The 8809-nt window shown below is 73.7% G+C and carries 7 protein-coding genes and 1 pseudogene; 3 read left to right on the forward strand and 5 right to left on the reverse strand.

Features of this window, described 5'->3' with window-relative positions; all coding sequences use genetic code 11:
- Together LCE31_RS17765 and LCE31_RS17770 are read right to left on the reverse strand one after the other, a co-directional pair.
- Window positions 1-1051 (reverse strand): serine/threonine-protein kinase (locus LCE31_RS17765; RefSeq protein WP_225015287.1); only part of this gene is annotated, 1051 nt, incomplete at its 3' end.
- A 416-nt stretch (window positions 1052-1467) separates the two neighbouring features.
- A pseudogene (locus LCE31_RS17770) lies at window positions 1468-2268 on the reverse strand (VOC family protein); the annotation flags it as partial.
- Window positions 2269-2741: 473 nt separating this feature from the next.
- Here LCE31_RS17770 and LCE31_RS17775 point away from each other — a divergent pair.
- Window positions 2742-3389 carry a TetR family transcriptional regulator gene (locus tag LCE31_RS17775; RefSeq protein WP_225015289.1) on the forward strand — a complete coding sequence of 216 codons (648 nt, stop codon included), beginning with the start codon at window positions 2742-2744 and terminating at the stop codon, window positions 3387-3389.
- A 531-nt stretch (window positions 3390-3920) separates the two neighbouring features.
- A complete protein-coding gene (locus LCE31_RS17780) occupies window positions 3921-4697 on the forward strand; it encodes a pyridoxine/pyridoxamine 5'-phosphate oxidase (protein ID WP_225015290.1) in 777 nt (258 codons plus the stop codon).
- Window positions 4698-4712: 15 nt separating this feature from the next.
- On the opposite strand, the gene LCE31_RS17785 is transcribed toward LCE31_RS17780, so the two are convergent.
- Window positions 4713-5459 carry a GNAT family N-acetyltransferase gene (locus LCE31_RS17785; protein WP_225015291.1) on the reverse strand — a complete coding sequence of 249 codons (747 nt, stop codon included), beginning with the start codon at window positions 5457-5459 and terminating at the stop codon, window positions 4713-4715.
- Between the two features lie 115 nt (window positions 5460-5574).
- On the opposite strand from LCE31_RS17785, the gene LCE31_RS17790 reads away from it, so the two are divergent.
- Window positions 5575-6780, forward strand: a complete 1206-nt coding sequence (locus tag LCE31_RS17790) for a flavin-containing monooxygenase (RefSeq protein WP_225015292.1) — start codon at window positions 5575-5577, stop codon at window positions 6778-6780.
- 226 nt (window positions 6781-7006) lie between these two features.
- Here LCE31_RS17790 and LCE31_RS17795 read toward each other — a convergent pair whose 3' ends face one another.
- Both LCE31_RS17795 and LCE31_RS17800 read right to left on the reverse strand, forming a co-directional pair.
- On the reverse strand, window positions 7007-7528 hold the full coding sequence (locus tag LCE31_RS17795; protein ID WP_225015293.1) for an ATP-binding protein: 522 nt from the start codon (window positions 7526-7528) through the stop codon (window positions 7007-7009).
- Window positions 7529-8054: 526 nt separating this feature from the next.
- Window positions 8055-8567 carry an EF-hand domain-containing protein gene (locus LCE31_RS17800; protein WP_225015294.1) on the reverse strand — a complete coding sequence of 171 codons (513 nt, stop codon included), beginning with the start codon at window positions 8565-8567 and terminating at the stop codon, window positions 8055-8057.
- Window positions 8568-8809: the final 242 nt, after the last annotated feature.

The following is an 8809-nucleotide window of genomic DNA, read 5'->3' on the forward strand; positions in this document are numbered from 1 at the left end:
GTGGTGCCGTCCGTGGCGGGTACGGGCCGGTGCCCGGCGCCGGCTGCGGCGGCCGGGACGGCATGGGCGGCGCGGACGCCGGGACGGCAGGGGCCGCGCGGGGCGGGACCGCCGAGGGCCTCGGGTCCCGGCCGCCCGGCGGCGACCAGGGCTTGTGCCCCTCGTTCTGGCGGCGCGCGATCATGTCGACGGCCGAGTCGGGCAGCCAGGCGGAGACCGTGCCCGTCTCGTCGCCGCCCGCGGCGAACAGGTACGGCGCGAGCTGCGACTGGAGGTCCGCAGGGGTGGGCCGCTGCTCGGCGGCCATCGCCATGCACGCCTCGATCAGCGGACGCAGCTCGTCCGGGAGGCCGGTCAGATCGGGGCCCTCGCGCAGCAGCATGAAGACGGTCTCGACGGGGTTGGCACCGTGGAAGGGGGCGTGCCCGGTGGCCGCGTACACGAGCGTCGAGCCGAGCGAGAAGACGTCGCTGGCACCGGTCACGCTGCGCGAGTCGCGCGCCTGCTCGGGCGACATGTACGCGGGGGTGCCGACGGCGACGTTCGTCATGGTCAGGCGGGTGTTGGAGACACCGGACGCGATACCGAAGTCGATGACGCGGGGGCCGTCCTCGACCACCAGGACGTTCGACGGCTTGAGGTCGCGGTGCACGAGGTGCGCGGCGTGGATGGACTGGAGGGCCTCCGCGATGCCCGCGGCCAGCCAGCGCACCGCCTGGGCGGGCATCGGCCCGCACTCGCCGACGATCTCTTCGAGGGACGGCGCCGGCACGTAGGCGGTGGCCAGCCAGGGCACGGCGGCGCGGGGGTCCGCGTCGACCACGGCGGCCGTGTAGAAGCCGCTGACGGCACGGGCGGCCTCCACCTCACGCGTGAAGCGGACACGGAACAGCTGGTCTTCCGCCAGCTCGGTGCGCACGGTCTTGATCGCGACACGGCGCCCCGACGCCGACCGCGCGAGATACACCAGCCCCATGCCCCCCGCGCCCAGCCTGCGCAGTACCTCGAATGGGCCGATGCGTCTCGGATCGTGCTGTGTCAGCTGCTCCACTGCCGGTGCCACCTCCCCGTACGGGCCACAAAGGTACGGCCTCGTACCAACCGATTGTTCCTGTACGGGGGCCGCGTTGCGAACCGGGGTGCGTATCGGGGGCGCGTGTCGCGGCGCACGCCCCCGATACGCGGCGCGAGCCCCTATCCTGGGCCGCCGCCGTCGCGTTGCCCCGTGTCACGCGGGCCGCTCGCGCCCCCGCGGTCCCTGGAATGGGGGGAATCGCCGGGATCGACCGGATCGCCGGATTCGGCGGCATCGACCGGATCGACCGAATCAGCGGAGTCGACCGGATCGGCGGGATCGACCGAATCGGCGCGATCGGCTGAGCCGGTGGCATCGCCGGGGTCTATGGGCCGGCCGGGATCGCCGGAATCCGCGGGCCCGCCGGGGGCGGCGCCCGGCGCGCGGCCGGCGAGGACGGCGAAGCCGGCGCCCTGGTTGTCGGTGAGGACCGCCATCCGCCCGTACGGGATGTCGAACGGCGGCTGCCGCACCCGCCCGCCGAGGCGCACCACGGCCGCGGCGGTCGCGTCGCAGTCCGCGACGGCGAAGTAGTTCAGGAAGTGGCCGGGCAGCTCGGCGGGGAACGCGTCCGTCATGACGCTCCGCCCGCCGACGGCCGTGGCGGGCCCCGGCGTCGCGCCGTTCGGGGACCACATGCGAAACGGGGGTCCGCCGCCGGGTGACGCGGCGTCGCTGCCGGTGACGCGCAGCACCCGCTCGTAGAACGCGTCGACCGGTTCCGGGAGGCGGGTGTAGACCTCCGTCCAGCAGAACGACCCGGGCGTCCCCCGCTTCTCGAATCCGACGCCTCCCGGATCGCCGTCCCGGGCGTCCTCCCCCGTGCTCTGCCAGAGGCCGAACACCGCGCCGCCCGGGTCCGCGGCCAGCGCCACCACGCCGAGGCCGCCGACCGGCAGCGGCTCCCGCACCATCCGCCCGCCCGCCGCCACCACGCGGCGGGCCGCGTCGTCCGCGTCCGGCGTGGCGAAGTACACGCCCCAGGCGGTGGGCATCCGCCCGTCGCGCTTCGCGACGAGGGCCGCGACCCGGCCGCCGCCGCTGAAGGCCGCGGCGTACCCGGGTGACCCGGCGGGCCCCGTTCCCGGACCGAAGGTCCAGCCGAAGAGGTCCCCGTAGAACCGTTTGCCCGCTTCGAGGTCGGGAAGTGAGACGTCCAGCCAGCACGGGGCGCCCTCGGCGAATGCGGCCATGATCAACTCCCGAACCCTCCGTACCGGAGCTTCCGCCCGTACCCGAACCCTCCGTTCCGCGCCGGCGGCCATCCGTGCCGGCAACCATCTGCGCCGACGGCCATCCGTGCCGGCAGCCATCTGCGCCGGCGGCCGTCCGTGCCGGTCACCATCCGTGCCGGTCCACGGCTCCGGTCGCCTTACGGGCAAAGCTAATGGGTGAACGCTCGGCGCGCAGCGGGAGCAGGAGAACAATTGACCCCGCGGGAGTGAGCCGCACCGCGGAATCACCTCGTGCGGCGGGCCGTCCCGAGCACTTCCGGATAGGCGGCACAAGGCGGCGCAACGGCATCTCACAACATCACCGCAATGCGAATGTGCCAGACACTCATGCCCCTCGGAAGTAGCGCCCGGAACACCCGGTACACACCGCGCATGTCCCCATTTGCAGTCGGCCAAATCGCGCGCCGATCACCCGTCGGTAAGCTGACGGCATGACAGGACAAGTACGAACGGTCGACGGCCGCGTGGCCGGTCGACGTGGCCAGGCGACGCGGCAGAAGCTGCTCGACTGCCTCAGCGAGATGCTCAGCTCCTCGCCGTACCGGGACGTCAAAGTCATCGACGTGGCCCGGAAGGCAGGCACTTCTCCCGCGACCTTCTACCAGTACTTCCCGGATGTGGAAGGTGCCGTACTGGAGCTCGCGGAAGAAATGGCCAAAGAGAGCGCCGGGTTGACGGAACTCGTCTCCGGACGCTCCTGGGCGGGCCGGGCGGGCTGGCAGTCGGCCGAGGAACTGGTGGACGGATTCCTCGACTTCTGGCGCAGACACGACGCGATTCTCCGGGTGATCGACCTCGGTGACGCGGAAGGGGACAAACGGTTCTCCAAGATCCGGATGAAGATCCTCAACTCGATCACCAACTCCCTGACGGAATCGGTGAAAGAACTCCAGGCGAAGGGCCGGGTCGACAAGGAGGTCGTACCGGCGGCGATCGCGGGATCACTCGTCGTGATGCTCTCCGCGGTCGCGTCCCATCAGAAGGGCTTTCAGAGCTGGGGTGTGAAACAGGCTGATCTCAAGCCGAATCTGGCGCTTCTGGTCCATCTCGGTGTGACGGGCCGGAAGCCGACGCGGTAATTCCGCGCGGTACGCACTCCATGGGCCCGCGCGCCCCGAAATCCGGGAACACCCCGTGCGGCTACGGCCCCGAGCACTCCGGAGAACCCGAACCGCCCGAACACCCCGGACACTCGGAAGTACCGAGCAACCCGAGCGCTCCGAACACCCGGAAGTATCCGAGCAACCCGAGCAGCCCGGAACACCCGGAAGTACCTGAGCAACCCGAGCGCTCGGAACGACCCGAGCGCTCCGGACAACCGGCACTGCGAACAACCCGAACACCCGGAACCCGGAACACCCGGAACACCGCGAAGAATCCGAACAACCCGAGCAGCCCGAGCAGCCCGAGCACCGCGATCAACCGAACAACCCGAAGAACCCGAACAACCCGCCGGACGGATCAAGCACCCCGCCCGAACACCGCCGCGTTCCGCTTCTGAGCACGCGGCGCCCCGCGCCGTTCACCCCGGCACGTACGTCCTGTCGCGCCGACGGGGGTCCGGACCCCCGTTCCCCGTCGGCGTTCCGCGTTGAATAGGACGTATGCACATGGCCGAGAACGCCCCAGAACCCGCTTCCTCCAGTTCCCCTCCCGACGGTTCCAGTACCCCTCCCCGAGGTTCCGGTCACGATTCCGGTCCGGCCGCGGGGCGGTTCCGGGCCCTGCTGCGGGAAGCGCGCGTCTGGGACACCGGGGACGGCGGCGGCACGTCCTTTCCCGCGTTCGATCCCGCGAGCACTCCCGAGAGCCCCCTCCCGCTGTTCTACGAGTGGTTCGCCGACGCCGCCGCGTCCGGGCAGGCGGAACCCCACGCCATGACCCTCGCCACGGCCGACGCCGACGGGCGGCCCGACGCGCGCACCGTGATGCTGCACGACGCCGACGCGTGCGGCTGGCACTTCGCCACCCACTCGACCAGCCGCAAGGGACGCCACCTCGCCGCGAACCCGTACGCCTCGCTCACCTTCTACTGGAACGCGCGGGCCCGGGCCGTACGCCTGCGCGGCCCTGTCGTGCCCGCGTACGCGTCCGAGACCAGCGCCGACCTGCACGCCCGCTCGACGGGCGCGCTCGCCGCCGCGCTCGCGGGCCGGCAGAGCGACGTGCTCGACTCGCGCGACACGCTGGCGCGGGCGTACGACGCGGCCTGGCAGCGCGCCCGGCGCGATCCGGAGGCGGAGGCCACGACCTGGACGGGGTACGTGGTCACGCCGGACGAGGCGGAGTTCTTCCAGGGCGACGCGCACCGGCAGCACGTACGGCTGAGGTACCGGCGCGGCACGACCGACTCCGACGTGTGGACGAAGGACCTGCTCTGGCCCTGAGACCGGGCCCGGCGGTCAGACGGCGGGCACCGGCCCCGGCCCGGGTTCCGGGTCGGTCGCGAGACGCGCGTGGTGGTGGGAGTCACGGAAGCGGCTCGTGTCTCCCGCCTCGAACATCTCTCCGCGGTGCGTGCCCTCGTAGCGGAAGCCGCACCGCTCGGCCACGCGGCAGGAGGCCTCGTGCCCGACGGCGTGGCCGAGCGACAGGCGGTGGAGGCCGACTTCGGTGAACGCCCAGCGGGTGAGGAGGCCGAGCGCGCGCCGGGCCACGCCCCGCCCGCGCGCCTGCGGCAGCACCCAGTAGCCGACCATGCCGCGCCGCATCCACAGGTCGAGGACGCCGAGGCCGACGCTGCCGATCGCGTCGTCCCGGTCCTCCGGGGTGATGGCCAGCACGCAGCCGGTGCCGCCCTCGTAGTCCGCGGCACGCTGCCTGATCCACTCCAGCGCCTGGGCCTCGGTCTCCACGAGCAGCTTCGGGGTGTTCCAGCGGCGGTACTCGGGATCGGCGACGCCCCGGACGAGGACGGGGGCGTCGTCCGGGCGCCAGAGGCGCAGGCGCAGCCCCGCACCGGCGGAGGCACCGTGCCCCGCGCCCGTGCCGGTGTTCCCCCGCGTGCCCGTCCCCGTGTCGGAGATGGCGAGTGAGCGGGCGGGCGGCAGCCGCGCCTCGCCGGGGCGCCGAGGGCCGGAGGACTGCGAGGACGGCGAGGGCTGCGAGGGCTGCGAGGGCTGCGAGGAGGGAGAGGGAGAGGAAGTCATCGGCCCATTGTGCGTGTGAGGGTTTTGCGTGTGTGATCTTTTCGAAACCGATTCAGATCGCGACCGATATCCAAGCGAGACCCGTCGGGCGGGGCCGGGATGAGAACTTTTTGTCATGTCCGATCACACAACTGCCGTCCCAGCCCCAGCGCCAGAGCTGCCCGTGTACGTGATCGGGGCCGGTCCTGGCGGTCTCGCGGTCGCGGCGGCGCTGCGGGAGCGCGGTGTGCGGGCCGTGGTGCTGGAGAAGTCGGACGCGGTCGGTGCGTCCTGGCGCGGCCACTACACGAGGCTGCATCTGCACACGACGCGGCGGTGGTCGTCACTCCCCGGGCTGCGGATGCCGAGGTCGTTCGGGCGGTGGGTGCCGCGCGACAAGGTCGTCGAATACCTCGACACATACGCCCGGTTCCACACGATCGAAGTCATGACGGGCATCGAGGTGTCGCGCGTCGAGCGGCTGCCCGGGGAGAGCGCCGCCGGGAACGGCACCGCCGGCGAGAGCGCCGGGGACGGCGTCGCCGACCAGGCATCGGACGGCGCGAGTTGGCTGCTGCGGGCCACCGGCGGGCGCGAACTGCGGGCGCGTGCCGTGGTGGTGGCGACCGGGTACAACCACACCCCGAGGCTGCCGCGGTGGCCCGGCGTCGACTCGTACACCGGCGAGCTGCTGCACGCGCGCGCCTACCGTGACGCCGCCCGCCACCGCGGCAAGGACGTCCTGGTGGTGGGCGTCGGCAACACGGGCGCGGAGATCGCGGTGGACCTCGTGGAGGGCGGCGCGGCCCGGGTGCGGCTGGCGATCAGGACGCCGCCGCACATCCTGCGGCGCTCCACGCTGGGCTGGCCGGCCCAGGCGAGCGGCATCCTGTGCCGCCGTCTGCCGGCGTTCCTGGTGGACCGTGTGGCCCGCGGCCTGGTGCTGCGGGCGCCGGGCATCCCGCGCCCGGAGAAGGGCCTGGCGACCCGGGCGCGCGAGGGCGCGATCCCGGTGCAGGACGTCGGCCTGGTGCGGGCGGTACGAAGTGGCCGCGTCGAACCGGTCGCCGCGGTCGAGTCGTTCGACGGCGGGGAGGTGGTGCTGGCCGACGGTTCGCGGGTGGCGCCGGACGTGGTCGTCGCCGCCACGGGCTACGAGCGGGGCCTCGCGCCGCTCGTGGGCCACCTGGGCATCCTGACGCCCGAGGGCAGGCCGCCCCGCCGCAATCCGGCCGCGCCCGGCCTGTACTTCACCGGCTACACGACGCCGCTGAGCGGCATGCTCCGCGAACTGGCCCGCGACGCACCGAAGATCGCCAAGTCGCTGGCCCGCCGCCTCTGATGGGCGCCGAGGCCGTCTCGCGCGCGGCCGGGACGGCGCCCGGGCACACAGACGTACGTACGGGGACGGCCGCCGGGGCCCGTTGACGCGACGGCGGTCCGCCCCGTGGACGCGCCGGCCGTCGCGGTCCGCGAGCGCCCCGGCGCCCGGGCCCGAACAGCCGGGCCACCGGCAGTACTCAAGCCCGGGCCACCGGCGGTGCTCAGGCCCGGGCCACGTGCCGTGCTCAGGCCGAATGCGGCAGTGGGCACGGCGTTTCGCGCGCCTCGTGCGCCGGGTGCGGACGGGGGGTGTCGTGTCCCACGGTGGAGACGACCGCCGTCACCGGCTCGGGCGCGGCGCCGGTCGCGCCCCGGTCCACCTCGCACCAGATGCGCTTGCCCTTACCCTCCGGCTGCCAGCCCCACCGGTCGGCGAGGCCGTCGACCAGTTCGAGCCCGCGTCCGCCGGTGTCGTCGCCGTCCGCGTGCCTCGGGGCGGGCGGCGTCGCGCACCCGTCCGACACCTCGACCCGTACGGTGCCGGCCTCGGCGGTGCCCAGGCCGAACAGCATCCGCAGCACGGCCGGGCAACCGGTGTGCACCACCGCGTTGGTGACCAGCTCGGAGACGATCAGAACAAGGATCTCCGAGGCCTGCTCGTCGCGGCCCATCCCCGAACCCGCGAGCCGGGAACGGGCCCACCGCCTCGCCCGGCCCACCTCCGCCGGGTCGGGGCCGATCTCCAACTGAACCTGAAGCACCTGCACCGCTCACACCATCCGAACCGGCGGACACATGGCCTCGCGCCTCGACAAGTACCTCGACCCGCATCGCGGCGGGATCGGGGTCACGGAACGTGATTCCCTTACAGGACAGCATGGTTGGCGTACAGTCACCGCGACAACCGCTTCGGGCATATTCCAGCGCGAAGGAGTACGCGGGCCGCATACTGTGCGACGCGCGCCGCGGAGGATCGAACAGCGGGCACCCCGGGCGCCCTTCGACCGCGCGAACGGGGCACACGCGGCCGCGGGGCGACCGCTTCGACGGCCGCTCCGCCGGTCCCCTCGCCCGGGCCCTCGCGCACCCGACGGAGCGTACCGGAGCCGCGGGACGACTCCCGTCCGTGACCGTGCGGCGTCGGGACACGACCCGGTATCGACGGGGAGCGGTCGCGGTGCGCACCCGGGGTCACGCTCCGGCACCCGCGCGCCGGCGTACGCGCCGCTGCCGTACGCGCCGCCCCGCACGCTGCCGCAAACACCGCAGCCCCGCACGCCGGAGCCGGGCGGCTCAGGGCTCGGGGGTGACGTAGTACTCGGCGAGGGCGGTGAGGAGTTCGTCCTCGCCGATGCGGCCGTCGCCGTCCCCGTCGAGTCCCGCAGCCACCCGCGTGCCGGACTCCCCCGGTACGCCGAGGGCGCGCAGCGCGCGCTCCAGCGCGGCCGGGGTGACGCCGCGCCCGTCCTCGTCGGCCACAGCGATCGCCGCGTGCAGGAAGGGGCGGGCGATCTCGGCGAACCGCTGGGGGTTGTCCCGCAGCCGCTTGGCCGCCCCGGTCAGGAACTCCTCGCGGGTGACGCGCTGGTCGCCGTCCACGTCCGCGATGCCCGCCATCCCCTGCCAGAACGCCTCGGCGCCGTAGTACAGCGCCTGGCCCTTGTCGGATCTGGGCCTGACGCCGAACTCCGCGAGCAGCGCGGCCGCGGCCCCGCTGAACTCCTCCCGGTCGATGGCGCCGTTGTGGTCCTGGTCGAAGGCAGCGAACCTGGAGGCGATCTCGCGTTCGTACTCTGCGCTGTCCATGCCGGGAGCGTACGTCTCCAGGACAGCACCGGACGTGCACTCGCGCCGTACGCCACCGCGCGGCGAAGCACGCGCGGCGCACGGCGCGCCGCGCGGAGCGGGCGACGCACGGCGCGGGTCGCGGCGCGCGCGGGGCCCCCCCCCCCCGGCCCGGCCCGCCCCCCCCCGCCCGCCCCCCCGCGGGCCAACGCGCAGCGAGCCCAGCCCCCCGGCCGCGGGATGTCCCGCCCCCCCGGCGGGGG

Origin of the sequence: Streptomyces sp. 8L (genome assembly GCF_020176795.1) — a bacterium.
Lineage (GTDB): Bacteria > Actinomycetota > Actinomycetes > Streptomycetales > Streptomycetaceae > Streptomyces.

Bases quoted from the DNA above. Each gene is read 5' to 3' on its own strand.
- LCE31_RS17775 (WP_225015289.1), top strand. From the start codon at position 2,742: ATGACAGGACAAGTACGAACGGTCGACGGCCGCGTGGCCGGTCGACGT.
- LCE31_RS17780 (WP_225015290.1), top strand. From the start codon at position 3,921: ATGGCCGAGAACGCCCCAGAACCCGCTTCCTCCAGTTCCCCTCCCGAC.
- LCE31_RS17785 (WP_225015291.1), bottom strand. From the start codon at position 5,459: ATGACTTCCTCTCCCTCTCCCTCCTCGCAGCCCTCGCAGCCCTCGCAG.
- LCE31_RS17790 (WP_225015292.1), top strand. From the start codon at position 5,575: ATGTCCGATCACACAACTGCCGTCCCAGCCCCAGCGCCAGAGCTGCCC.
- LCE31_RS17800 (WP_225015294.1), bottom strand. From the start codon at position 8,567: ATGGACAGCGCAGAGTACGAACGCGAGATCGCCTCCAGGTTCGCTGCC.